Origin of the sequence: Polaribacter sp. R2A056_3_33 (assembly GCF_019278485.1) — a bacterium.
Classification (GTDB): Bacteria; Bacteroidota; Bacteroidia; order Flavobacteriales; family Flavobacteriaceae; genus Polaribacter.
Map to the genome: position 1 here is coordinate 1625832 of NZ_CP058984.1, position 25366 is coordinate 1651197.

Annotated in this window: 19 protein-coding genes and 1 riboswitch; of the genes, 14 read left to right on the plus strand and 5 right to left on the minus strand. The window is 31.7% G+C overall.

From position 1 onward, the window contains the following. Window positions 1-32: 32 nt before the first annotated feature. From H0I29_RS07035 to H0I29_RS07050, 4 genes are all read right to left on the minus strand, one after another. Window positions 33-1100, minus strand: coding sequence for a hypothetical protein (locus tag H0I29_RS07035; RefSeq protein WP_218754891.1), 1068 nt, complete (start codon window positions 1098-1100; stop codon window positions 33-35). Window positions 1101-1218: 118 nt separating this feature from the next. Continuing rightward, window positions 1219-1428: riboswitch (cobalamin riboswitch) on the minus strand. A gap of 427 nt (window positions 1429-1855) precedes the next feature. Further along, window positions 1856-3427 (minus strand): S41 family peptidase, encoded by a 1572-nt coding sequence (locus H0I29_RS07040; RefSeq protein WP_218754892.1) that lies wholly within the window; start codon window positions 3425-3427, stop codon window positions 1856-1858. Then, window positions 3417-3845 (minus strand): dCMP deaminase family protein, encoded by a 429-nt coding sequence (locus H0I29_RS07045; protein WP_165731347.1) that lies wholly within the window; start codon window positions 3843-3845, stop codon window positions 3417-3419. Before H0I29_RS07045 ends, H0I29_RS07040 begins: the two co-directional genes overlap by 11 nt. Window positions 3846-4057: 212 nt before the next feature. Continuing rightward, entirely contained in the window at window positions 4058-4639 is a 582-nt protein-coding gene (locus H0I29_RS07050) for a HupE/UreJ family protein (protein WP_218732112.1), read from the minus strand. Between the two features lie 225 nt (window positions 4640-4864). Between H0I29_RS07050 and nirB the strand changes: the two genes are divergently transcribed. The 5 genes from nirB to H0I29_RS07075 all read left to right on the plus strand — a co-directional run bounded on the left by nirB (window position 4865) and on the right by H0I29_RS07075 (window position 11258). Continuing rightward, window positions 4865-7378 (plus strand): nitrite reductase large subunit NirB, encoded by a 2514-nt coding sequence (gene nirB, locus H0I29_RS07055; protein ID WP_218754893.1) that lies wholly within the window; start codon window positions 4865-4867, stop codon window positions 7376-7378. 198 nt (window positions 7379-7576) lie between these two features. Continuing rightward, window positions 7577-7954, plus strand: a complete 378-nt coding sequence (gene nirD / locus H0I29_RS07060) for a nitrite reductase small subunit NirD (protein WP_218732114.1) — start codon at window positions 7577-7579, stop codon at window positions 7952-7954. 9 nt (window positions 7955-7963) lie between these two features. After that, the gene (locus H0I29_RS07065; RefSeq protein ID WP_218754894.1) at window positions 7964-8548 is read left to right on the plus strand and encodes a DUF4202 domain-containing protein; all 585 of its coding nucleotides are present in this window, start codon (window positions 7964-7966) and stop codon (window positions 8546-8548) included. Window positions 8549-8565: 17 nt separating this feature from the next. Beyond that, on the plus strand, window positions 8566-10377 hold the full coding sequence (locus H0I29_RS07070) for an ATP-binding protein (protein ID WP_218754895.1): 1812 nt from the start codon (window positions 8566-8568) through the stop codon (window positions 10375-10377). A 221-nt stretch (window positions 10378-10598) separates the two neighbouring features. Then, the gene (locus H0I29_RS07075; RefSeq protein WP_218754896.1) at window positions 10599-11258 is read left to right on the plus strand and encodes a response regulator transcription factor; all 660 of its coding nucleotides are present in this window, start codon (window positions 10599-10601) and stop codon (window positions 11256-11258) included. 103 nt (window positions 11259-11361) lie between these two features. Here the strand turns inward: H0I29_RS07075 and H0I29_RS07080 are convergent, their stop codons facing one another. Further along, the gene (locus H0I29_RS07080; RefSeq protein WP_068447949.1) at window positions 11362-11541 is read right to left on the minus strand and encodes a hypothetical protein; all 180 of its coding nucleotides are present in this window, start codon (window positions 11539-11541) and stop codon (window positions 11362-11364) included. Between the two features lie 258 nt (window positions 11542-11799). Between H0I29_RS07080 and H0I29_RS07085 the strand changes: the two genes are divergently transcribed. The 9 genes from H0I29_RS07085 (at window position 11800) to H0I29_RS07125 (ending at window position 25271) form a co-directional block, all read left to right on the plus strand. Continuing rightward, window positions 11800-13230: an MFS transporter gene (locus H0I29_RS07085; RefSeq protein WP_218754897.1), complete on the plus strand. Its 1431-nt coding sequence runs from the start codon at window positions 11800-11802 to the stop codon at window positions 13228-13230. Window positions 13231-13412: 182 nt separating this feature from the next. Then, the gene (locus H0I29_RS07090) at window positions 13413-16934 is read left to right on the plus strand and encodes a nitrate reductase (protein ID WP_218754898.1); all 3522 of its coding nucleotides are present in this window, start codon (window positions 13413-13415) and stop codon (window positions 16932-16934) included. After that, the gene (locus tag H0I29_RS07095; RefSeq protein WP_218754899.1) at window positions 16931-18364 is read left to right on the plus strand and encodes a rubredoxin domain-containing protein; all 1434 of its coding nucleotides are present in this window, start codon (window positions 16931-16933) and stop codon (window positions 18362-18364) included. The genes H0I29_RS07090 and H0I29_RS07095 overlap by 4 nt, the downstream gene beginning before the upstream one ends. Before the next feature lie 21 nt (window positions 18365-18385). Beyond that, a complete protein-coding gene (locus H0I29_RS07100; RefSeq protein WP_254712715.1) occupies window positions 18386-19138 on the plus strand; it encodes a Crp/Fnr family transcriptional regulator in 753 nt (250 codons plus the stop codon). Window positions 19139-19468: 330 nt separating this feature from the next. Next, window positions 19469-20854, plus strand: a complete 1386-nt coding sequence (locus tag H0I29_RS07105; RefSeq protein ID WP_218754900.1) for a CmpA/NrtA family ABC transporter substrate-binding protein — start codon at window positions 19469-19471, stop codon at window positions 20852-20854. Window positions 20855-20965: 111 nt separating this feature from the next. Next, entirely contained in the window at window positions 20966-22072 is a 1107-nt protein-coding gene (locus H0I29_RS07110) for an ABC transporter permease (protein ID WP_218732122.1), read from the plus strand. Window positions 22073-22176: 104 nt separating this feature from the next. After that, window positions 22177-23034: an ABC transporter ATP-binding protein gene (locus H0I29_RS07115; protein WP_218754901.1), complete on the plus strand. Its 858-nt coding sequence runs from the start codon at window positions 22177-22179 to the stop codon at window positions 23032-23034. Continuing rightward, window positions 23034-23864 (plus strand): ABC transporter ATP-binding protein, encoded by an 831-nt coding sequence (locus H0I29_RS07120; protein WP_158839621.1) that lies wholly within the window; start codon window positions 23034-23036, stop codon window positions 23862-23864. Before H0I29_RS07115 ends, H0I29_RS07120 begins: the two co-directional genes overlap by 1 nt. A gap of 129 nt (window positions 23865-23993) precedes the next feature. Next, window positions 23994-25271, plus strand: a complete 1278-nt coding sequence (locus H0I29_RS07125; protein WP_218754902.1) for an alginate export family protein — start codon at window positions 23994-23996, stop codon at window positions 25269-25271. Window positions 25272-25366: the final 95 nt, after the last annotated feature.

The following is a 25366-nucleotide window of genomic DNA, read 5'->3' on the forward strand; positions in this document are numbered from 1 at the left end:
ATTACCTTGTAGATTTATTTTTGGCACTCGTTTTAGATTTGAAACTCTTTAGCAGAAAAGTAAAGGTCTATTGGAGAAGCTCCTACATTATCTACCGTTTTTGCTACTGTTTTATCTGCATTATAAATTACTAAAGCACTATTATTTGGATCCATAAAATCCTTTAAACCGATAACGTAAACTTGTTTTGTATTTGGGTGTTGTTTTACAACTGTGTTAAATGCAATTCCGTCGTTAATTGGTGTTGCAAATTCTTCAATAACTTTGGTTTCTGTATTAAAAGTGTAAATTTTTCCAGATGCAGATTCAGACCAAAAAGCATTTACATTTTCTGAGTTCATTGTTAAAATACTGTTTGTGTATAAATTAATAACACCATCTGTAACAGTTACTGTTTCATTAATAGAATAGTCTGCATTTAGTTTTGTAAACGTGGCAGCTGTGGCTCTCTTTTCTTTTGCGACCCAAATAGTTCCGTTTTTATCTTTTAAAAGCCCAGAAATACTATCATCAAAAGTTATTACAGAAGTAAATTCTTTAGTAGTCATATTCATTACAACTAATTCCTTTCCATCTGCAATTAACACATTTTCAGCATCTACAATTAGTGCAGCATTGTTAAAAAGAATTTCATTAGAAACCTCACTTATAGCATCACCAATACCAGTAGTGGTGTTTACGTGGCAAAGATTGTAATTTCTACTTCTTCCACTTCCAGAGGTATTAATTACCAAGCCATCCGTGTTAGAATACATTTGTAAATAAGATGGAGAAGATACGTTAGAAGAAGTTATTGACTCTTCTACACTTAATGTTTCTAGGTTAACTTTAGAAATATATGATGGTCCGTTTTGACTTACAATATAGAGTTGGTTATTATAGCTAGAAAAAGAGGTGCTTTCTGTATTTTCAGATACAGTAACATTTGGTGTTGCAATTTGATTTTCGTCTAGAAATGTAAGTGCTGTTTTATCACTTTCTAGAGATAAGATAAAGGCATTGTTATAAGTTATTGGAGCTTCAGGAATTACATCTTTTTTAGTACAAGATACAGCAAATAATAAGCCAATTAAGGCTAATCTGGTTAGACAACTTTTCATTATGATTGATTTTAAAATTTTAAATAACAAAATAGGCAAGTTCTTACCCTTATTAAAAAGCGGAAAAACCATGCATATGACACGTATTTCTTTTTAACTTTTCTCCCGAAAGTTACAAAAGACGAATATAATTTTTGGCAGGTCTCCTGGCTTGCATTTTGTTAAAACCTTCCCGTCTTTTATAAAGACAGTGGTGTAAGAAATAACGATAATCTAAATAGACAATGCTTACAGTTGCGGGAACAGCTCAGGCTTAAAAAAACTACCTGATTCCCTTTTAATTTTAATTCAATTTATTGAATATAAAACCAAAAATTTATGATGCAAAAGTATTTCCTTTTTTCATTATAAAAAACTAATTTCAACAAATAATCTAGTGTATTTTTATGTTTTAGGAATTGCAATTTCCTTTTATAAGATAGTGAGATTTCTCAATCGCCAAAGAGCTTATTTTGAAGTGATAAAACTGAATGCAATAAAAACATACAACGTATCACTGCTAAGTATTTAGAAGCCTCATAGTAGTGATAAAACAAAACTAAACACCCAATTTGTCATTTCGACGAAAGGAGAAATCTCATAACAGTGATGCTATAACAAAAAGCAACTTTATGTGATTTCTCTCTCCGTTCGAAATGACAAAATTGAACGCAAAAAAACATACAACTTGTCACTTCGAAGTGTTGAGAAGCCTCATAGTAGTGATAACATAAACCGGAATACTGCTATTGTAAACTGTCAACTAAAACCAGAAACTACTTCTCACTTTCCAATTCCAAAACCTTCTGAATCATTTTATCATCCTGGTGCATAATTCTGTAAAAGCCAACATCGCCAAAAAGTGTGTTTGCAATAGAAGCTTTTAGGTATTTTTCTAAGCTTGTTTTGGTTGTTAAAGAAGGTTTATAAGCGTCTTTAATATCAGATAGATAACTATTAAAAACAGTTCCTTCTTTATCAAAATCAGTAATAAAAGTATCTATTGTCCATTTTTGTAGATTTTTTCTATTGTTATCAACGTAATCAAAAGCAAAATCATTAATCGTATTAAAGTAGTAACCATTCATGTAAGAAGTAGTGTCTATTGGTACAAAAACATCCGGAATAATTCCACCGCCACCATAAACAATCTTTCCTTTAGGAGTTTTATATTTAAGAGAATCTACCACTTTTATGCTATCTTTATTAAACAATTCACCATTAGAAACCCTCTTCTGGTAATCTGTATAATAATTCTTATTTCCTTTGTGGTCATAAGGTTTTTGAATAGATCTACCCGTTGGCGTATAATAACGAGCCGTTGTTAAACGCACAGCAGAACCATCGCCTAAATCCATTTCTATTTGTACCAAACCTTTACCAAAAGAACGCCTTCCAATTATGGTTCCTTTATCATTATCTTGTAAAGCACCAGCTAAAATTTCTGAGGCAGAAGCAGAGTTTTCATCAATCAAAACATACAAACCACCTTTTTCAAAATCACCTTTAGTGGTTGCAAAAGATTCATCAATTTCGTTTTTATTGTTTTTAGTAAAAACAATTAGTTTATCATCTTCTAAAAATTCATCAATAATACTATTTGCAATGTCTATAAAACCACCACCATTGCCTCTAATATCAAGAATTAAATCGGTCATTCCATCATCAATTAAGGTGTTTAACGCAGATTTAAATTCACTATAAGTATTTCTTGCAAAACGATCTAGTTTAATATAACCAACAGAATCGTTCACCATATATGCTAAATCAACACTTTTAATATTTACATTACCACGAGTCACGGAAACGGTAAAAGTAGAGTCTATACTTTTTCTATAAATTTTAAGCGCAACTTTAGTATCTGGTTTCCCTTTTAAATAACCAGGCACTTTATCTGTGTACATTTTTTTACCATACAAAGTATCTTTATTAGCCATTAAAATTCGGTCTCCTGCCTTAATTCCTGCTTTTATACTTGGTCCACCTTTTATAGGTTGAATAACGGTAATAGAATCTTCAATCATTCTAAACTGAACGCCAATTCCAACAAAATTACCTTGCATGTTTTCTGTAACCGCTTGCAGCTTTTCTTTAGGAATATAAACAGAATGCGGATCTAGTTTACCCAACATTTGCGTAATAGCTCCGTCTAAAAGACTTTCTGTATTTACAGTATCTACGTAGTCTTTTTCAATAAAATTAATAAGTTTCCTTATTTTTAGTTCTTGAGACGAGTTTTTATTTAAAGACAACATATTGGTAGCACTTCCGTTAAGTGAAAGTCCAATAAGTAAACCAAAAATAACTGCTAAAGATAAATATATAGGGAGGTTGTTTCTATTCTTCATAAGGTAAATGCATAATTTCTACGCCTGCTTTTTCTAGAAAATTGATACCAGAAGTATCCTTGTATGATTCTGCATACACAACACGTTTTATTCCTGCTTGGTGAATTAATTTGCTACACTGAGTGCATGGAGATAACGTAATATATAAGGTTGCACCCTCTGCAGATTGGGTAGAAGACGCCACTTTTAAGATGGCATTTGCCTCTGCGTGTAAAACTTCCCATTTTGTAACCCCGTTACAATCTTCGCAAGAATTATCAAAACCAGTTGGTGTTCCGTTAAAGCCATCAGAAATGATCATTCTTCCTTTTACAATTAACGCACCTACTTGTTTACGTTTGCAATGAGAGAGTTTCCCCCATTCGCGAGCCATTTTTAAATAAGCCCTATCGTATTTTAATTGTTTCTTTTCAGTCATACAGAACGAAAGTAAAAAGATTTAGATAAATATGACGTTAATAATTAGACAAAATTTATTTTAAGCTGTTATGAATAATTTTTTGAGCGTTCCCTTACAGGTCGGGCTTTCCGCTACAATCTTTTTATTCATCCTTCATAAAAAGGATTTTTACTGCAATCCCTAACGCAGCTTACTTATTATCAACAGTAAAAAATCGAAAATTTTGTTGTTTACCAAAAAACTCTATCTAGCATCATTTGTATAGAGAAACCAATTACAATAGACGAGCAAACTAAAATCCAATCTCTTCTGCTAACTCTAAAAAAGTTTTGAAGTAATGTACCTACAATTAAAATACCTAAAACAATAATAATCTGAGCAGCTTCTATACCTAATGCAAATTCTATTAGCGGAAACAATTTATTTTCTTCTTTACCAACCATCATTTTAAAATAGTTAGAAAACCCTAAACCGTGAATTAAACCAAAAAACAAAGCAAATATTAAGTTGATGTTTTGTTTACCAGAAGCAGTGTTTTTAGCAGTAAAAACATTAATAGCTCCAGTTATAAAAATGGTTACCGGAATTAAATATTCAATAATATCTATTCTAATTTTTAGAATTCCGTAGGCAGATAATGCCAAAGTAACAGAATGACCAATTGTAAATAAGGTTACTAACCATAAAACTTTTCTCCATTGTTTAAAGCTAAATACAACAGCTAGTACAATCAAAAATAAAATATGATCGTAAGCGGATAAATCTAACACATGGTTTAAACCCATTTTAAAATACAGTAAAAAATCGTCCATTAATAAAAATAATTAAGTGTGAATGGTAAAGATATTAAAAACAGTAATTGGATAAAAGCTTAAATACACTATTAACAATTCTAATTACTAAATTTTAAATAAAATCAAATTTATAAGTATTCATTCCTTTAAATTGATAATAATTTGATAAATACGTAAAGTTTATTACTTTAAATAAGTATTAATACGTAATAATACTTAGTTTTGTATTTCAAATACGTAATTATGAAAACAGTTATAGTTGTCGGAAACGGAATGGTTGGTTATAAATTTTGTGAAAAATTTGCAGCAACTCCAGAAAGTAAAGATTTTAAAGTTATTGTTTTTGGTGAAGAGCCAAGACCTGCTTACGATAGAGTTCATTTAAGTGAGTTTTTCGAAAACCAAGATGCAAAAGCCTTAGAAATGGCACCTGCAGAATGGTATAAAGAAAATAATATCGATTTAATTGTTGATGAAAGAGTTTCGGAAATTAATAGAAAGTCTAAACTAATTACTACGGCAAACGATAGAGAGTTTTCTTACGATTATTTAGTGTTGGCTACGGGTTCTTCTGCTTTTGTTCCGCCAATTAAAGGTGTAGAAAAAGAAGGGGTTTTTGTATACAGAACTATAGAGGATTTAGAAGGAATGTTGGCGTATGCTGCAAAACTGAAAGAGAAAAACCCAAATGCAAGAGCTGCCGTTTTAGGTGGAGGGTTATTAGGTTTAGAAGCAGGTAAGGCAGTTATGGATATGGGGTTAGAGCCTCATATTGTAGAGTTTGCCTCTAAATTAATGCCAAGACAATTAGATTCTAGAAGTAGTAACGTATTGCAATTAAAATTAGAATCTATAGGATTAAACATTCATTTAAACAAAGCAACCAATCAAATTTTAGGTGATACATGTATTACCGGAATGGAGTTTGGCGAAGACGATGTTTTAGATGTAGAAATGTTAGTGGTTTCTGCCGGAATTAGGCCAAGAGATGAGTTAGGTAAAGTATCTGGTTTAGAAATGGGCGTTCGTGGCGGAATTGTAGTGGACAATAAAATGCAAACTTCCGATCCAAGTATTTTTGCAATCGGAGAAGTTGCTTTGTACAACCAAATGATTTTTGGTTTGGTGGCTCCTGGTTATGATATGGCGGGTGTTGCCGTAAATCAAATTATTGGAAATGTAGAAGAATTAATGCCTGCAGAAATTGATATGTCTACCAAATTAAAATTAATAGGTGTAGATGTAGCAAGTTTCGGAGAGCCTTTTATGCCAGCATCAAAAGGACATTCAGTTATTTTCGAAAATAAAACACAACATTTATATAAAAGAATTAACGTAAGTCTTGATGGTAAATCATTATTAGGAGGAATCTTAGTAGGCGATGCATCAGACTATAATATGTTGCATCAAGTATATTTAAACGGAATGCCAATTCCAGAAGATGCAGCACAATTAATATTACCTGCTACAGAAGGCGGCGCTTTTGGTAGTGCTTTAGATTTACCAGACGAAGCGCAAATTTGTTCTTGTGAAAACGTAAGTAAAGGTCAGATTTGTGGAGCCATAAAAGATGGTTCTTGTGAGGATTTAGCTGGCGTTATTTCATCAACAAAAGCAAGTACAAGTTGTGGTGGTTGTAAGCCAATGGTTACAGATTTGGTTAACGAAACTTTAAAATCGTTAGGTAAAACGGTTAAAAATGTAATTTGTGAACACTTTGAATATAGTCGTCAAGAATTATACGGAATTATAAAAGCTAAAAAACTGACTTCTTTTAACGAGGTTTTAGATACTTGTGGTTCTGGTCATGGTTGTGAAACTTGTAAGCCTTTGGTTTCTTCAATTTTTGCAAGTTTATATAATGACACTCCAAATAAAGAAGACGTTACCCAAGATACAAACGATAAATTTTTAGCGAATATTCAACGTAACGGAACGTATTCTGTAGTGCCTAGAATTGCAGGTGGAGAAGTAACGCCACAAGACTTAATTGTTTTAGGACAAATAGGATCGAAATATAATTTATACACAAAAATTACCGGTGGAGCGCGTATCGATTTCTTTGGTGCAGAATTAAATGATTTACCAGCAATTTGGAAAGAGTTAATTGATGCAGGTTTTGAAAGTGGTCATGCGTACGGAAAATCGTTAAGAACTGTAAAAAGTTGTGTAGGTTCTACCTGGTGTCGTTATGGTTTAGCAGAAAGTATTTCTTTTGCCATAGAATTAGAAAACAGGTATAAAGGTTTGCGTTCTCCTCATAAAATTAAAGGTGGTGTTTCTGGTTGTATTCGTGAATGTGCAGAAGCAAGAGGTAAAGATTTTGGAATTATCGCTGTAGAAGGTGGTTGGAATCTTTATGTTGGTGGAAACGGTGGTGCAACACCAAGACACGCACAGTTATTAGCAGAAAAAATAGACAACGAAACAGTTGTAAAATATTTAGATAGATACTTAATTTATTACATACAAACAGCTGCTCCATTAATGAGAACTGCTGCTTGGTTAGATAAATTAGAAGGCGGAATAGAGCAATTGAAAAAAGTGGTTATCGATGATAGTTTAAATATTGTGGGTGATTTAGAAAAAGAAATGCAATTCTTAGTAGATGCTTACGAATGTGAGTGGAAACAAGCCATCGCAAACGAAGAAACTAAAAAACGTTTTAATCATTTTGTAAATTCAGATGATAGAGATGATAACTTAGTGTTTGTGCCTTTACGTGATCAGAAAATGCCTGAACTTTGGAAAAATTAATTTTACCAGTATAAATCATAACGTACAGTTTTGTCATTTCTAAGTAAGGAGAAATCACGTAAAGGTGCTCAACATTATGTGTTCACTGTAATGCGACTTCTCTTAAAATCGAAGTGACAGAACGTTTTAAAATAACATTTTAAATCTCAATTATTTTCAATAAGACTACTTAGTTGATCAGAAATAACAAATATAATTATGGATACATTACTTTTAAAATACAAAACAGTAAAAGAAGCAGATGTAAAAGTTTGGTTTAAAGCAGCTCCTATTAGTGCATTTCCAAAAGATGGTGGAGCATGTGTAAAATATAAAGATTTACAAATTGCAGTTTTCAATTTTTCTAGGTTAGATAAATGGTATGCTTGCCAGAATTTATCACCAGAAAAACAAGAAAATGTATTGTCTAGAGGTATGTTGGGCGATCATAAAGGGGTTCCTAAAATTGCATGTCCGTTGCATAAAAAAACATTTTCGTTAGAAACGGGAGAAAACTTAAATGCAGATTTAGCACCTATCGCTGTATATCCTATTAAGATTGAAGCAGAAAATGTGTATATTGGCTTTTCAGAATAAACAAAAAAGATGAAGCCAACAAGATTTGAAACTGCCATTGCATTAATAGATAAAAAAAACGCTGAAGATCCAAATAACTACCAAGTTTCTGGATTAGAGTATCCTAAAGAATTATTATATTCTCAAAGGATGACAAGAAAGTTACTTCAGTTTGATCCTAATGCATCAAAGGCACTTCAAATTTCGGCAAGAGCACAACATATTTGTCGTTGGAAAATTGGTAGAAAAGAATATCCGATGGATAGAGTTGGGTATTTAAAATGGCGTGAAGAATTAAAAAAGATGCACGCAAATACTACTGGAGAAATCTTAGAACAAGTTGGTTTTGATGAACAGTTTGTAGACAGGGTTCAGAAGATTATCTTAAAAAAACTAATCAAGAAAAACGAAGAAGCTCAAACCTTAGAAGATGTTATTTGTTTGGTTTTTCTAGATTATTATTTTGATGAATTTGCAGCAAAACATACCGATGAAAAAATTATCGATATTTTAAAGAAAACGTGGGTAAAAATGTCTGATAATGGACATGCAGCAGCGTTAAAAATTCCATTTTCAGAAAAAAGTTTGGCATTGGTAAAACAAGCTATCTCATAAATAAAATGTAATTTAACATGACTAAAAACGGCAATTCATTAGACCAAAGAACGTTTGATAAATTAAGCCGTTTATACGTTATTGCATTAAGTACCATTGCACTTTCTGTTATTATTAGTCAAGTTTTAGTTCATAATCACTTAGAAAGTCAAAAAAGTGACTCTACCGTAATTAATGTGGCTGGTAGACAACGAATGTTGAGTCAAAAATTAACCAAAGAAATTGTTTCTCTTTCTGATTATTCTGATAAAAAAAATAGACTTCTACTTAAGAACAAAATTTCAGAAACCCTTTACCTGTGGCAGTTATCTCATCATGCGCTTCAAAAAGGAAATGATAGTTTAGGGCTTCCTGAACATAATAGCGATAAAATTAAGAGTGAATTTAAAGCAATAAATCCTGTTTTTAATACTATTGAAAAATCAGCTAAATCAATTGTAAAAAAAATATCACAAAATCCTACCATTCCTATTGATGAGTTATCATCAGAAGTTAAAAAAGTAATCCATAATGAAGGTTCTTTTTTATTGATGATGGATGAAATTGTAAATCAATATAATGTAGAAGCAGATAAAAAAATAGCTTGGTTAAAAAAATTGGAATTCCTATTAATGACTTTTACGTTAATAATACTTTTAGGTGAATTTTTATTTATTTTTTGGCCAACAGCAAAATCGGTAAAAGCAACACTTTCAGAGTTATTATCCGCAGAAAAAAGAGCTAAAAAAATGGCCTTTGATGCCGACGAGCTAAGTCTTTCTAAAGAAAAATCTATAAAAGAATTACGTGCGTTTAGCCATGCAATAGATGAAACGTTGTTGTTTGCAAGGGTTTCGCCAAACGGAAACTTAATTCATATAGGAAATAAATTTTCTCGTTTGTTTAGATTATCAAACTTAAAGAATGAAGTGTTGTTTTGGAATGTTTTATCTAATAATGAAAATGAACAATTAGTAATTGAAAATTTAATTAATAAATATAAAAAAATAGGTTGGCAAGGAGAGGTAAAAGCAACCATAAAAGGAGGTGTTGATATTTGGTTAGAGATGTCTTTGGTGCCTTATAGACCTACTGAGGATAGATCTGAATTGTTAGTAATTGCTTCTGAAATTACAGATAGAAAAGCGGCTCAAATAGAAGTAGAAAGACTTACAGAAGAAAGTTTTGAAGAGAAGATGAGTCAGCAAAAGATAATCTCTAGTAAGATTATTGAAAATCAAGAAAAAGAACAAAACAGAATCGCCAAAGACGTGCATGACGGAATTGGGCAAATGTTAACAGGGTTAAAGTACAATTTAGAGAGTATCAATATGAATGATATTGAGAAAACAACTTTAAAAATAGAGCACTTAAAAGAATTAACCACCAATATTATAAAAGGAGTTAGAACTGCTACTTTTAATTTAACTCCGCCAGAATTATCAGACCACGGAATTGTGCCTGCAATTACCAAGTTAACACATGAATTAGGTAGATTGACGGGAAAAGAAATTATATTTTTTAATAAAACAGATTTTAATGAGCGTTTAGATTCTTTAATAGAAATTAATATTTACAGAATTGTACAAGAAGCAATTAATAATGCTATTAAATACGCAGATTCTTCACATATTTTAGTGTCACTTTCTCACAGTGAAAATATCTTAAGCATTAATATTGATGATGACGGAAAAGGTTTTGAACCATCAAAAGTAAAGAAAGTAAAAAATGGCGATGGAGGAATGGGAATGACTTTTATGAAAGAACGTATTAAATATATTGATGGTCGTTTATTCTTAAATTCTGAATTAGGAAAAGGAACTAGAGTTACTTTGAATATTCCTATTTAAAAGACTAAACACAAAACTTTACAAACATATTACAACACAATTTTGTCATTTCGACTTTAGGAGAAATCACATAACAGTGATCACACAAGGTCTAACAAACCTTATGTGATTTCTCACTGCGTTCGAAATGACAAAGAGTATAAATAATAAAACAAGCTACTATATAAATACGTAGTTTTACTTAAATTCCTTATTTTTGTACGTATAAAATAGTTACAATTATGATAAATGTAGTTTTAGCAGACGACCACGTTTTGGTAAGAGATGGAATAAAAGCACTTTTAGAAGATCAGACAGGAATTACGGTTATTGATGAAGCATCTAACGGAAAAGAGGCTTTAGAGGTAATTGCTAAAAACAAACCTCATGTTCTTATTGTGGATATTCGTATGCCAGAAATGAATGGTATTGAAGTGGTTGCAGAAATTACAAAACAGAAAATAGATGTAAAAACCTTAGTGCTTTCTATGCACGATTCTGAAGAGTATGTTGTAAAATCGATTCAAGCCGGTGCAGATGGTTATTTGTTAAAAGGAGCTAGTAAAGAAGAGTTTTTAAAAGCGGTTAATAATGTAGCTGGTGGAGATAAGTATTTTACCGGTGATGTTTCTACCATTATCATGAATAATTTTGTAAACGGAAAAACTAGTAAAGTTATTGAAGAGCAAAAAGAAGTAAAAGTTGCTCCTTTTAAACTGACTAAAAGAGAAAGGCAAATACTTACTTTAGTTTTAGAACTAAAGAATAATAAAGATATTGCAGAAGAATTATCTATTAGCAAGCGTACTGCAGAAGTACATCGTTTTAATTTAATGAAGAAGTTAGAGGCTAAAAACTTGCAAGAATTAACAAATAAAGCCAAAGAATATCAGTTGATATAGGTTTTTTGATTGTAGATGTCTCTGTGTAATAACTCACAGCAAAGTTCTATCGCCAAGGGCGCAAAGAAAAAAACTCAGTGGATCTCTATGTGGTAATTAATGCTTACTTTTTTGTTTGATTTTTCTTTAACTTATCAATTACAAAAACACTGTATATCATAATTAACAAGCCAAGAATCATGGCACTATATTGTAAAGTTTTATAATCAGCTAAAAATGTCATTCCGAGTGTTGAAAGTGCCATTCCAACCACAAATAGATTTATTCCTTTATTATTTTTCATTTTTGTTCCGTTTATTTTCAATTGATTAGTAGTATAATTGAACTATTTGTTACACTTTATCTTTTAATTTTAAATTGAATAGAACAATTTGTTGGACTACACCTTTTTCATAACAATTATTTTTCAACTCCAATTTTATCATATTCTTAAATTCAATACTACGTAATTGTTAATCTAGTAAATTTTATAAAAATACGTATTTTTTAGGTATATAATTAAGTATTTATACTTAGTTTTGTGTATCTAAAAATATGTATTATGATAAACCTATCTCAAGAAAAATCTACAAAATTAAGTTTATTCGATTTTAAGAATGTATCCACTCGTACATTTTGGATTACATCAATATCATTCTTTTTATGCTTTTTCGCATGGTTTGGTATTGTACCTTTTATGCCAGATGTTGTAAAAGATTTAGGTTTAACTCCAGATCAAAAATGGAACTCAATTATTTTAGCCGTTTCAGGAACCGTCTTTGCACGTTTACTAATTGGTAAATTATGTGATAAATACGGACCAAGATTATGTTATACTTGGTTGTTAATGTTAGGTGCAATTCCTGTTATTTTATGTGGATTGGTACAAACACCAACTCAATTTTTAGTTTGTAGATTGTTTATTGGTTTTATTGGAGCTTCCTTTGTAATTACACAAGTGCATACTTCTTTAATGTTTGCACCAAATATTGTAGGAACCGCAAATGCAACTTCTGCAGGTTGGGGTAACTTAGGTGGTGGCGCAAATAGATTAGGTATGCCTTTAATTGCAGCCGCAGTTGTTGCTTTTGGTGTTGCAGACGGAGAAGCTTGGAGATATTCTATGGTAATTGCTGGTATTGTTTGTTTTTTAATGGGTATTGTATATTACCTATTTACAACAGATACTCCTAAAGGAAACTTTAGCGAATTAAAAGAAGCTGGAGAAATGATTGTTACTAAAAAAGATCAAATAGGATTTTTAGAAGTATTAAAAGATTATAGAGTTTGGATTCTTTTTGTAGTATATGCTGCAAGTTTCGGAATTGAATTAACAGTATACGGAACTATGGATGATTATCTTCAGAATACGTTTCAATTACAAAGAGTAACTGCAGGTAACATTGTATTGTCATTTGCTTTGATGAATATTTTTGCAAGAACTTTAGGTGGTTTCTTTGGAGATAAATTTGGGAAATTAAAAGGATTGAGAGGTCGTGTTTTATTCTTGTCTTTCATTTTAACCTTACAAGGAGTAATATTGATATTTTTCTCTGGAGCTACAAGTTTGGTTTTAGGAGTTGTTTTGTTGATTCTATTTAGTTTAAGTGTTCAAATGGCAGAAGGAGCAACGTTTTCTGTAGTGCCATTCATTAATAAAAAAGCCATTGGTTCTGTTTCTGGAATTGTTGGAGCAGGAGGTAATGTTGGAGCATTTTTAGCGGCAATGTTATTAAAATCTAAATCTTCACTAGCAGAAAAAGCAGCAATTGTTTCTAATGAAGGTTTAAGTGATGAGGTTGTTAAAGCAGCACAATCTGCCGCTTCTTCGAGTGCAGTTGCAAGTGGGTATTTATTAATAGGTTTTGTAGTTGTAGTTACAGGTATTATTGCTTTAACTATTAAATTTTCTACAGAAGAAGAGGAAGATGAGTCGACAGAAAATAGCGTTGAGTTAACACCAGAGTTGATACCAATTAACGTAAAAGGATAAAAAGATAATTGTCCCCCAACCTTTTATTATCTATTAAAAAGAATAACAAAATTGATTATTAATGGTTGTTTTTTATTGATTTATAAATTCAACTCATCTTTTTTAAGTGTATTAAGAATAATAAAATCTAACTTTGGTTAGTAAATAATTAATATCGTATTTTGTATAAAACCTTGGTCTAAATGATTAAAAATGAAATTAAAACAACGTGTTCTTATTGTGGAGTAGGTTGCGGAATTATCGTAAAAAAAGACATTAACAACAAGGTTTTTGTTGAAGGAGATAAAGACCATCCTGTTAATAAAGGAATGTTATGTTCTAAAGGGATGAATTTGCATTATGTTGCTAATGATACTTCAGACAGAATTTTATATCCAGAAATGCGTTGGAGTCGTTCGCATCCGCGTGAGCGTGTTTCTTGGGATACGGCTTTAGATAGAGCTGCCAACGTTTTTAAATCAATCATAAAAAAACATGGTCCAGATTCTGTAGCATTTTACGTTTCCGGACAAAGTTTAACAGAAGAATATTACATTGCTAATAAACTTACAAAAGGGTTTTTAGGAACCAATAATATAGATACCAACTCGCGTTTATGCATGAGTTCTGCAGTGGTTGGTTATAAAAAAACATTCGGAGAAGATAGTGTGCCAATTTCGTATGATGATATTGAATTAGCAGATACTTTTTTAATAACAGGTGCAAACCCTGCTTGGTGTCATCCAATTTTGTTTAGACGAATTGAAAAACGCAAAGAAGAAAATCCGAAGGTAAAGGTGATTGTAATTGATCCACGTAAAACAGATTCTGCAAAATTTGCAGATTTGCATTTGCAATTAACACCAGGTACAGATGTTGTTTTATACAATGCTATTGGTAGGTGTTTGTACAAAAGTGGTTTAATTGATGAAGATTTTATTAAAAATCATACGCAAGGTTTTGATGGTTACAAAGAAATAATCTTTGGAACCACTTTAAAACAAGCGTCTAAAATTTGTGGAGTTCCTGCTAAGGAAATTCAAAAAGCTGCAGAAATGATTGGTCTTGCCAAAGGCTTTATCAGTATGTGGGCAATGGGTTTAAACCAAAGTGTAATTGGTACAGACAAAAACACATCACTTTTAAACTTATCTTTAATTACCGGTCAGGTTGGTAAACCTGGTTCAGGTCCATTTTCATTAACAGGTCAGCCAAATGCAATGGGCGGACGAGAAGTTGGCGGAATGGCAAACTTGTTAGCGGTTCATAAAGATTTAGGAAACGAAGAACACAGAAGAGAAGTTGCACAATTTTGGGGAGTCGATAAAATATCGCCAAAACCAGGATTAACAGCAACAGAAATGTTTGATGCTTTAGAGAGCGGAAAGTTAAAAGCAGTTTGGATTGCTTGTACAAATCCGTTAGTAAGTATGCCAAATTCGCACAGAATAGAAAAAGCGATGGCAAATTCTAAGTTTGTGGTAGTACAAGAAATTTCTCATAAATCAGATACTTTACAGTTTGCAGATTTGGTTTTACCAGCTGCAGCGTGGTTAGAAAAAGAAGGTACCATGACAAATTCTGAAAGAAGAATTTCTTATTTACCAAAAGAAATTGAAGCGCCAGGAGAAGCAAGACCAGATGTAGAAATTTTCTGTGATTTTGCACAAAGAATGGGTTTTAGAGGTTTTAATTTTAACAGTGCAGAAGAAATTTATGATGAATATGCTTCTATGACCAAAGGAACAAATATTGATGTTTCTTTCTTAAATTATGATCGATTAAAAAACGAAGGTACTTTTCAGTGGCCAGTAAATGAATATAGAAGTAAAGGAACACCGCGTCTTTTTGAAGATAAAAAGTTTTATACACCTTCTCAAAAAGCAATTTTTAATGTTCCATCAACCATAGAAAATACATCTGTAAAAACGAATGACGAGTTTCCGTTAATTTTAACCACAGGTCGTGTTAGAGATCAGTGGCATACCATGACCAAAACGGGGAAAGTAGCAAGATTAAAAACACATTATGCGAAACCTGTTTTAGAAATAAACCCTGTTGATGCATATTTAAATAAAATAAAAGACGGAGATATTACAGAGATTAAAAGTGGAAACGGAGTTGTAAGGATACGTGCAAAAATTACCGACGAAATTAAAGAAGGCGTTGTTTTCTTGCCAATGCACTGGGGTAAAGTGTTGCAAAGTAATTTAAATAGAGCCAATAATTTAACCAACACACATATAGATCCGGTTTCTAAAGAACCCGATTTTAAATTTACATCGGTTTCTGTATCAAAATATAAAAAACCGAAAGATAAAATTATCATTGCAGGTGCAGGAGCTGCCGCTTTTCGTTTTTTACAAAACTATAGAGATAATAATGAGGTTGATGAGATTCATGTTTTTTCTATGGAAAAGAACTTGTTTTACAACCGTGTTTTGTTGCCAGAATATATTACAGAAGAACTTTCTTGGGAGCAATTATTGAAAATAAAAAATGCTGAATTAAAGGGATTGAATATTAAAATTCACCCAGAAACAATAATAGAAAAGATTGATAAGGATGCTAAAGTTGTTACAGATTCTAACGGAGAAACGCATTCGTTTGATAAATTAATTTTAGCAACAGGAAGTAGGCCTTTTATACCTAAAGATGTACAAATAGATTTACCGGGTCGTTTTACCATGCGTAATAAAAGTGATGCAGATCGCTTTAAAAATTATTTAGATGCTACAGGTTTGCCGCCAGAAGAACAACATGTTGTAATTGTTGGTGGAGGTTTGTTAGGTTTAGAGTTGGCTGCAGCGATGAAGCACAAGAATGTAAAAATCACTATTATTCAGCGTGCATCTCGATTAATGGAACGTCAATTAGATAAAATTTCTAGTAAATTATTATCAATAAACGTACAAGAAAGAGGGATTCAAATTTATTTTGATAATGAAGTAAGTACTGTTTTTGATGATGAAGATACTGGTGAATTAACCATCAACCTAAAAAGTGGAAAATATATTAATGCCAATGCAATTGTGTATGCAATTGGTACAAGACCAAATATAGAAATTGCTAAAAATAATGGTATTATTTGCGGTAGAGGAGTAAAAGTGAATCAACATTTACAATCTTCTCATCCAGATATTTTTGCCATTGGAGAAATTGCAGAATTTAAAAACAAGTTATTTGGTATTACCTCTGCAGCAGAAGAACAAGCAGGTATTTTAGCCAACTTTATTGCAGGTGATATTAGTGAGGCTTACAATGGTTCTGTATTAATGAATATTCTAAAATTTAGCGATTTAAACTTGTGTAGTATTGGAGAAATTTCTGTTCCGGATAACGATCCAAGTTACGAGGAAATTATTTTTACAGATATTTCTAAGGGATATTATAAGAAGTGTATTGTAAAAGATGATTTACTAATTGGTGCTGTTTTAGTAGGTGACAAAAATGAATTTGCAGAGTTTAAAACCTTAATTGAAAGCAAGATTGAAATGTCTGACAAACGAGAAACCTTGTTAAGAGGCGCATCTAATGACGCACCTGTTTTAGGAAAATTAGTTTGTTCTTGTAGCCAAGTAGGAGAAGGAAATATTGAAGAAGCCATTGCTAAAGGATGTTCTAATTTTACGGAATTATGTAACAAAACAGGCGCAGGTTTAGGGTGTGGAAGTTGTAAAACGGAAGTAAGAGAAATTTTGAACAATGCAAAAGTAACAGTATGAGCGAGCAGTTAAATAGAATCATTGTAAGAGGTGGAGTTTTATCTCCTGGAGAACTAAAATACATTTGCGAATCTGTAGAAAGTTTAGGCTTAAAAACCATTTCTTTTGGGTCTAGACAAGATATTTTATTACCTAAAAATGTAAATCAAGAAGAGTTAGCTCAATTTGATAAATTAAAAATTGTAGAAGCAAATGAAACAGGTGTAGAAAACATTGTTTCGTCTTATGTTTGTGCAGATATTTTTCCGAGTACTTCTTGGTTAACCGGAGATCGATATTTATATCTTTTAGAACAATTTAACCTAGAATCTAAATTAAAAATCAATTTAACAGATCCAAAACAACGTTTAGTTCCTTTGTTTACTGGGAATATAAATTTTATTGCTTCAGAACATGAAGATTATTGGTATTTGTATGTGAGGCTTCCAGATTGGAAAAAAACACAAATGTATCCTGCTTTAATTTATAGTTGGGATTTAGATAAGATTGAAACAGCCATAGAAAACATCCTTCAAGAAGAGCCAGAAACCATCGAAATGATTTTCGATTTGGTTAGTGATGCAATAGATACCAATAATAGAACGGTAGATATTCCTTTAGAAGTGCCTTTTTATCCTTTTCCTTATTTTGAGGGAATGAACAAAATTGGTATGGATAAATACTGGTTAGGTTTGTATTGGAGAAACAATAAATATGATATTTCTTTCTTAAAAGAAATGTGCGAATTGTGTTCTGAAAATAAGATTGGTAAAATTTCTATTACACCTTGGAAATCTTTTGTAGTTAAAGGGATTCCGAGAGAATCTAAATTGGTTTGGGAGAAGTTTTTAGGTAAGAGAGGAATTAATGTTCGTCATTCTATGTTAGAGTTAAATTGGCACATTCCAGTAGCCAATAAAGACGCTTTAAACTTAAAAAAATACTTGGTTTCTAATTTCGATCAAAATGATATTAGTACCTATGGTTTAACTTTCGGAATTACAGATTACAGTAAAGCTGCTTATTATTTTACATCAATCGTTGTTGAGAAAAATAAACAACCAGAAATGATAGGAAATTTCCAGACAAGAGATACTTATAATTTATTGTACGCTAAAAATTTCGATCCGAATACAAGGCAATATATTATGCACGTTCAAGACGTGGATAAAGTAGAATTACCAGGTTTATTAATGGAATTAAGTCAGTTGTATTTTGATCAATTAGGAAGCGAAATAGAAGCAGAAAAAGAAGCTGAGGTACAAAAAGAAACCACAGAGTTAGAAGTATACCAATGTAAAGATTGTTTAACAATTTACGATGAAGCCTTTGGCGATGTTACTCAAAATATTCCTCCAGAAACCGTTTTTAACGCACTTCCAGAAAGCTATGAATGTTCGCTTTGTGAAGCTCCGAAATCTAGTTTTAAAAAAGTAGTATTAGTAAAATAAGTAAGTTATAGCATAAAAAATTTGATTGTAAATTCAAACATAGTATTAAAAAACTCAAGAAAAGTAATTACTGATTTTTCTTGTGCTTCTTGTATGAATACAGCTTGTTTGATAAAAAAAAATTTATCCAATTTATCCAATTCAGTTTTTGTTGAGCATAAGAAAACGCTGAAATGCAAAAAAGGACAACAATTTATTATGGAAGGCGCACCTGTAAATGGTTTGTTTTTTATTTTAAAAGGAACTGTAAAAGTTTTTAGAACCGGTATTAATGGACGTGAACAAATTGTGCGTTTTGCTAAAGAAGGAGAAATTATAGGGCACAGAGGTTTTGGTACAGAAGAGTATTATTCTATTGGTTCTATTGCTTTGCAAGATACTATTTTGTGTTATTTCTCTAAAGATGATTTACAAGAAGCGTTGTTAGAAAACCCGAAGTTTGGGTATGATATGATGTTGTTTTACGCCAACGAATTAAATAAAAGCGAGTCTAAAGTGAAAACAATTTCTCAAATGACCGTTCGTGAACGCGTTATTGATACGTTGTTATATATTCATAGAAAATTTGGCGATTTAAGAGGGTTTTTAAATCTGCCTTTAAGTAGAAAAGAATATGCAGATTATGCAGGAACTACAGAAGAGCAAGTGATCAGAATTTTTTCTACACTTAAAAAGGAAGGATTGATCATTGCACAAGGAAAAAAAATTGGCATTGCTAATATTCAGAATTTAAAGAATGAAATTAGTGAACATAATTATTATCTAGATTCTTAATATTACCGTAAACTTTATGTCTGGTCTAGCCTAGTCGAAACCTATTTTTAAAAAATTAATATACAAACCCTTCAGATTTTAAACCTGAAGGGTTTTTTACGTATAAAAATTATTCTAAAAATAAGTACGTAGAATTATACGTATATGTTTTATGTTGGTTTAATGTTTTGATTAATATTGTTTTACTTTTTAAATATGTTTTATCGCAGTTTATAGTATGTTTTAAAAAGAGGTTTTAATATGTGGTTTCCCATAAGCTAGAAACCTATCTACTTATATATTTGTCAAATAAATAAGTATTAATACGTAGATTAATAAAACTTACTAAAAATGAAATCTCTATTTAAAAAATCAACTTACATTTTACCTGTAGCAATGTTATTATTTGCTTGTGGTGGTAAAGAAACTAAAAAAGCAACAACAGTTGTTGATGCAAAAACATCAAAAACAAAAACATTAGCAATAGAAAAACCTCAATTAACGTTTGGGTTTATCAAGTTAACAGATATGGCTCCTTTGGCTATTGCAAAAGAAAAAGGATTTTTCGAAGACGAAGGATTGTTTGTTTCTGTAGAAGCACAATCTAACTGGAAAAATATTTTAGACCGTGTTATTGATGGTCAATTAGATGGTTCGCACATGTTAGCGGGTCAGCCAATTGCTGCAGGAGCAGGTTTTGGAAGACAAGCAAAATTAGTGACCGCTTTTTCTATGGATTTAAACGGAAATGCAATTACAGTTTCTAATGATGTTTGGTCTAAAATGAAACCACATGTAGCAAAAGATAAAGATGGTAAACCTGTTCATCCTATAAAAGCAGAAGCTTTAAAGCCTGTTATTACTGAATATAGAAATTCTGGTAAACCTTTTAAAATGGGAATGGTTTTTCCGGTTTCAACGCATAATTATGAAATTAGATATTGGTTGGCAGCAGCAGGAATAAACCCTGGAATGTATACCAAAGAAAACGTACAAGGACAGATTGATGCTGAGGTTTTATTATCTGTAACGCCTCCACCACAAATGCCAGCAACGTTAGAAGCAGGTACTATTCATGGATATTGTGTAGGTGAACCTTGGAATCAGCAAGCCGTTTTTAAAGGAATTGGAGTTCCGGTTGTTACAAATTATGATATCTGGAAAAACAACCCAGAGAAAGTATTTGTTATGACAGAGAAATTTGTAAACGAAAACCCAAATACAGCCATTGCAGTTACCAAAGCATTAATTAGAGCTGGTAAATGGTTAGACAAACCAGAAAATAGAAAAGAAGCTGTGCAAATTTTATCTATGTCTCAATACGTAGGTGCTCCTGTAGAAGTATTAGCAAATTCTATGACCGGTACTTTTGAGTTTGAAAAAGGAGATAAAAGAGAAATGGAAGACTTTAATGTATTCTATAAATACAATGCAACCTATCCTTTTTATTCTGATGGAATCTGGTTTTTAACACAAATGAGAAGATGGGGACAAATACCTGATGCAAAAACTGCAGATTGGTACGCAAGCACAATTAAAGATATTTACAGACCAGATATTTGGAAAAAAGCAGCAGCTCTTTTAGTTGCAGAAGGAAACATTTCTGCAGCAGATATTCCTACAACAGATGGTTATAAGCCAGCAACAGCAGATTTTATTGATGGAACAATGTACGATGCAAAAGATCCAATAGGATACATCAATAGTTTTAAAATAGGAAATAAAGATAAAAAATAATTGATTTTGTCATTTCGAACGAAGTATGAGGAGGAATCTCACTATTTATAAGATTTCTCGTCGTTCGTACCTCACTCTGTCGAAATGACACTTAATAAATACATATAGATAATGAAAGCAAGTTTAACACTAGAGAAGGTTTCTAATTTTATAGGATTAGGTTTTTTTGTAACATTAAAAGATCTGTTTACTGGAAAACTAGAAAAAGAAGAATTTAAAAACTTTTTACGCAAGACAATAGTGCCACTTGCTTCCATTTTATTATTTATTGGTTTGTGGCATTTAGGAGCAAAATCTTTATACAATATAGAGGCAGAATTTAAAATAGAAAAGGCTTTAGAAGATCAGGGTCAGGTTGCGGCAGATGCTTTAAAAGCATGTATTGCTTCTGGAGAATCTAGTTGTCAGCCAAATACATTACCATCTCCGGCTCAGGTTTGGGAATCTTTCCATTCTTTATTAAGAGATCACAGAATTATTAATGCAGATAAAGCTGCTTTTATAGAAAAAACAGCTGCATTAAATGCTAGTAGAATTGCAGAAGGAAAAGATGCAATTACGTATACAGGAAGACCATCATTTGTAGATCAAATATTTAGAAGTTTACAAACGGTATTTGCTGGGTTCTTATTGGCCTTATTAATTGCAGTTCCTTTAGGTATTTTTATAGGATTAAGTGCAACTTTAAAAAGTGCTTTTAATTGGTTTATTCAGATTTTTAAGCCAGTATCACCCGTAGTTTGGTATTTATTAGTTTTTATGATTGTAAAAACATTGTTGATAGATTCTAACGAAGATAGTTCTTTTACCATTTCATTTATTAGTGTGGGTTTCTGTTCTATGTGGGCAACATTAGTAAATACGGCTATGGGAGTTTCTTCTGTAGATAAAGATTATATAAATGTTGCAAAAGTTTTAAAATTAGGAACTTTTCAGAAGATTTTTAAAGTAATCTTACCATCTTCTTTACCTTTAATTTTTACAGGTCTAAAAATAACATTATCAGTTGCTTGGATGGTTTTAATTGCAATTGAACTTTTGGCACAGAGTCCTGGTTTAGGGTTGTTTGTGTGGGAGGAATTCCAAAATGGAGCAAACGATTCTAATGCAAAAATTATCGTAGCCATGTTTGTAATTGGTATTATCGGTTTTTTATTAGACAGATTGATGTTAACAATTCAGAATTGGGTGTCTTTTGATAAAACAGATGCAATTTAAGATGTGTAATTGGTTAACTGTTTAATCGTGTAAACGAAAATGCAGTATTTAACAACCTACAACAGTTACACAAATAAACAGTTACACGATTAAACAATATTACAATGGCATATTTAGAACTAAATAATATTTACAAAAGTTATCATCAAGCAGATGGAGAGACAGAAGTGTTGTCTAATATCAACTTGAAAATAGAAGAAGGCGAATTTGTTGCAATTGTAGGTTTTACAGGAAGTGGAAAAACAACGTTAGTTAATTTAATTAATGGATTGATAAAACCAACAAGTGGAGAAGTGTTGTTTAAAGGAGCACCTGTGGTTGGTACAAGTCATGAACGTGGAGTGATTTTTCAAAATTATTCGTTATTGCCTTGGTTAACGGTTGGTCAGAATGTGTTTATGGCAGTAAAAGAAGCTTTTCCGAAGAAAAATAAAAAAGAACTAAATGAAATTGTTGCAAATTATGTAGAAATGGTGAGTTTAACGCCAGCAATAAATAAAAGACCAAACGAATTATCTGGAGGAATGCGTCAAAGAGTTGCGGTTGCAAGAGCTTTGGCAATGAAACCCGAAATGATAATTATGGACGAACCTCTAGGAGCTTTAGATGCTTTAACACGTGGTAATTTACAAGACGAAATCTTAAATATTTGGGGGAAAGATAAGAGAACAGCTTTGTTAATTACAAATGATGTGGATGAAGGTATTTATATGGCAGACAGAATTATTCCTTTAAGACCTGGGCCAAATGCAACTTTAGGACCAGAATTTAAAATTGATTTGGAACGTCCGAGAGATAAAACAGCCATGAATGACAATGAGAGTTTTAAGAAAACCAGAAATGCTATTATTGAGTATTTAATGGATATTGGAAATGAACGTAAATCTGAAGCTAAAAAGGAATATGTACTTCCAGATTTAACGCCTAAAGATTTTGTAAATGAGTTTAAATTTGGAATGTAATGAGCACTATAATAAAACAAGAAACACCTAAAATTATTACGAATAACACACGTTTTCCTTCGAATGATGTAATGTTAGATTTAAAAAATCTTAAAAAAGTGTATCCTACACCAAAAGGAGATTATGTAGTTTTAGAAGACTTAAATCTGCAGATAAAAAAAGAAGAATTTGTGACTATTATTGGGCATTCTGGTTGTGGTAAAACAACAATGCTTTCTATGATTGCTGGTTTAAACCCAATTTCTGGAGGTAATATTTCTGTGTTAGGAAAACACATACAAGGTCCTGGGCCAGATAGAGGTGTTATTTTTCAATCGCCTAGTTTAATGCCTTGGATGACTTCTTTACAAAATGTTTTGTTGGGCGTAAATCAGGTTTTTCCTAAAGCTACAAAAGCACAAAGAAATGATGTTGCAAAATACTATTTACAAAAAGTAGGTTTAGAAGATGCTTTTCATAAAAAAGCAAGTGAATTATCGCAAGGAATGCAGCAAAGAGTAGGTATTGCAAGAGCATTTGCAATTAAACCAAAAGTATTGTTGTTAGATGAACCTTTTGGAATGTTAGATTCTTTAACAAGAGGAGAATTGCAAGACATTTTAATAGAAATCTGGAACAAAGAAAAAATAACAGCAGTAATGATTACCCACGATGTTGATGAAGCTATTTTTTTAGCAGACAGAGTGGTAATGATGACTAGCGGACCGAAAGCCAAAATTGGAGATATTTTAGATATCAATTTTGAAAGACCAAGAACTAGAAAATCTGTTTTAGAGCATGACGATTATTATACATACAGAAAGCATTTAATAGATTTTTTAGAGCATTAAAAGAGAGTAGAAGTAATTATATTTTAGAGAATTAAAAACATGAGAAATGTCATAATAAAGATGTTTTAGTCTTTTTATATTTCGAAACTTAAATAAAAACGCAATCAAAACAATTAAATTAATAAAAAAATGAAAAAACAATACGTAATTTTAGGGCTAATGTTAGTATGCTTTCAGTTTGTAAATGCACAATTTACATTAGATGGAGAATTTAGACCACGTACAGAATATAGAAACGGATTTGGAAGTTTAATTCCGGATGCAGCAGATGCTGGTTTTGGAATTTCTACAAGAGTACGTTTAAATACCAGTTATATGACCGATAATTACTGGTTTTATGTGAGTTTACAAGATGTAATGGTGTGGGGAGAAAACAGACAAATTTTACCTTATGATCAAAACGACTCATTTGCAGTTTTTCAGGCTTGGGCAGAAATTAAGTTAGGAGAAAATACTTCAACAAAAATTGGTCGTCAAGTTTTATCTTATGATGATCAAAGAATTTTAGGAGGTTTAGATTGGGCACAACAAGGTAGAAACCACGATGCAGCTTTACTTAAATATAAAAAAGATAATTTTATGTTAGATTTTGCATTGGCATTTAACCAAGATTATTCGAATCCAACAGGTTTTCAATCTGCAGGTACTGCATATAATACAACAGGTTATTTCTCATATAAAACAATGCAAATGTTATATATGAAACAAAAATGGAATAAATTAACAGGTAGTTTATTATTGTTGAATAACGGATTCCAAGAATTTGATGCTGTATCAGGAGAAGCAGATGGCGTAAGTAACTTACAAACTTTAGGAACACATTTAGATTATAAATCTGGAAGCTTTGGTTTGTCTGCAAATGCTTTTTTACAGACAGGTAAACGTCAGGGAGATGTAGATGTAAAAGGAGCGTATTTAGTTGGTTTAGATGCAACGTATAAAGTAGCACCAAAAGTAAGTTTAGGGTTAGGTATAGAAGCTATTAGTGGTAACGATGGTGATGCAGGAGAAACGGGAGCATTTTTCCCTTTATATGGAACAAACCATAAGTTTAATGGTTTTATGGATTATTTTTATGTGGGGAACCACGCAAACTCTGTTGGTTTAGTAGACTTACATTTAAGTGCAAACTTTACTTTAAACGATTCTTCTAGTTTAATGGTAAAAGCCCTTAATTTTAGTGGAGAACAAGATTTAGCAAGTGGAGAAAGTTCTTTAGGAACAGAGATAGATTTAGTGTACAAAAAGAAATTTAAAGGTTATTCTTTAGTACTTGGGTATTCTCAAATGTTTGCAAGCGATGGTATGTACGAATTAAAAGGTGTAACTGAAGCAGCAGCGGCAAATAATCAAAACTGGGCTTGGGCAATGTTGGTAATTAAGCCTAAGTTTTTAACCGGAAAATAGTAAAGTAAATTATTAGTATTATAATTCCTTTTTAGTGTTAAGAATTATAGCTACTACTATTTTGGATCCCTCTTTTAGAGGGATTTTTCTTTGTT